The sequence below is a fragment of the Acinetobacter sp. 228 genome, assembly GCF_048147885.1.
This window is the reverse complement of record NZ_JAYWYV010000252.1, coordinates 1-1,411: the sequence shown is the minus strand read 5'-3', so window position 1 is coordinate 1,411 and position 1,411 is coordinate 1. Positions and strand designations below refer to the sequence as shown.

At 43.7% G+C, this 1,411-nt stretch carries 2 protein-coding genes; both read left to right on the top strand.

Annotation, left to right across the window (positions count from 1 at the left end; all coding sequences use genetic code 11):
* Window positions 1-511 (top strand): CoA-transferase (locus VXQ92_RS17915; protein ID WP_416682716.1); only part of this gene is annotated, 511 nt, incomplete at its 5' end.
* Between the two features lie 359 nt (window positions 512-870).
* Window positions 871-1,411: ThiF family adenylyltransferase (locus VXQ92_RS17910; RefSeq protein ID WP_416682715.1), on the top strand; the 541-nt coding region annotated here is incomplete at its 3' end.

Here is a 1,411-nt window from a genome sequence, read left to right as displayed (position 1 = left end):
ACATTCTGAAAATGGCCTGTTGGCTTTTGGCCCACCGCCAGCTGTGGGTGAAGAAGACCCTGAACTGATTAATGCGGGTAAAGAGTTTGTGACCATGCTTGAAGGCGGCAGCTTTTTCCACCATGGCGATTCATTTGCGATGATGCGTGGTGGTCACCTTGATATTGCGGTGCTTGGGGCATTTCAGGTGGCAGCGAATGGTGACTTAGCGAACTGGCACACGGGTGCGCCGGATGCAATTCCTGCCGTAGGTGGTGCGATGGATTTAGCGGTTGGTGCCAAGAAAGTATTTATCACTACAGACCATGTAACCAAACAAGGTGAGCCAAAGATTGTCGCTGAGCTGACCTATCCGGTGACGGGTAAACACTGTGTTGACCGTATTTACACTGACCTGTGCGTGATTGATGTGACCAAAGACGGTTTAAAGGTGATTGAGAAAGTGGATGGGCTGAGTTTTGAGGAGTTGCAAGGGTTGACCGGAGCAGTGTTGATTGATGCAACGAATTAAGTCTCTAAATTGATTGAGTATGGCAGCTAATCAATAGCACCACAGCCTATAAATGATGGCGATATTCAAAGGCCCTTTGTATAGGCAATACCTTACTTTTTAAGGATAAAAAGTAACAAAAATCCTTTGTCGGGCTGACGGTATATCCTTATACCGCAGCCCAACTGGGCGGCATCCATGCCGCCTGTCACGTTAGTAAATAATGACTTAAATCTTAAATAATATAATTTGATTTATAATGATAAGACTTGTCGTGAACTCAAATATCGCTATCTCAAGTTTTCTTTGATCTGAAATACACTTTCTTCTGAAAAGCAGTAAAATACCTCCCGTGTTTTATATCCCTTCAAAGAGTAGCAATGACCGATCTCCAACAAGATGAATATAACCGCCGTTTTGCAGGTGTAGCCAAAATTTATGGTGATTCATCGTACCAGCACTATGAACAAAGTCATGTGATGGTGATTGGTATTGGTGGGGTCGGCAGTTGGGCGGTAGAAGCTTTAGCGCGTACAGGTATTGGTGAGATCACATTAGTCGATATGGATGTAGTTGCAGCATCAAATGTGAATCGTCAGCTACCTGCAATGACCTCAACTCTGGGCTGTGAAAAAGTTGAAATTATGGCGGAGCGTTGTCGCCAAATTAACCCACGCATTAAAGTCAATATTATTGATGACTTCTTAACACCTGAAAATGTTGCAGAGCTTTTAAACCCTGTACCGGATATTGTTTTGGACTGCATTGATGACGTTAAAGCAAAACTGGCTTTAATGCTCCATTGTCGTTTTAACAAAATTCCTTTGATTGTATCCGGTGGAGCTGGTGGTAAGCTCGATCCGCTTAAAATTCGCGTGGCTGATCTATCAAAAACAGAACAGGACCCAATGTTAGCGAAGC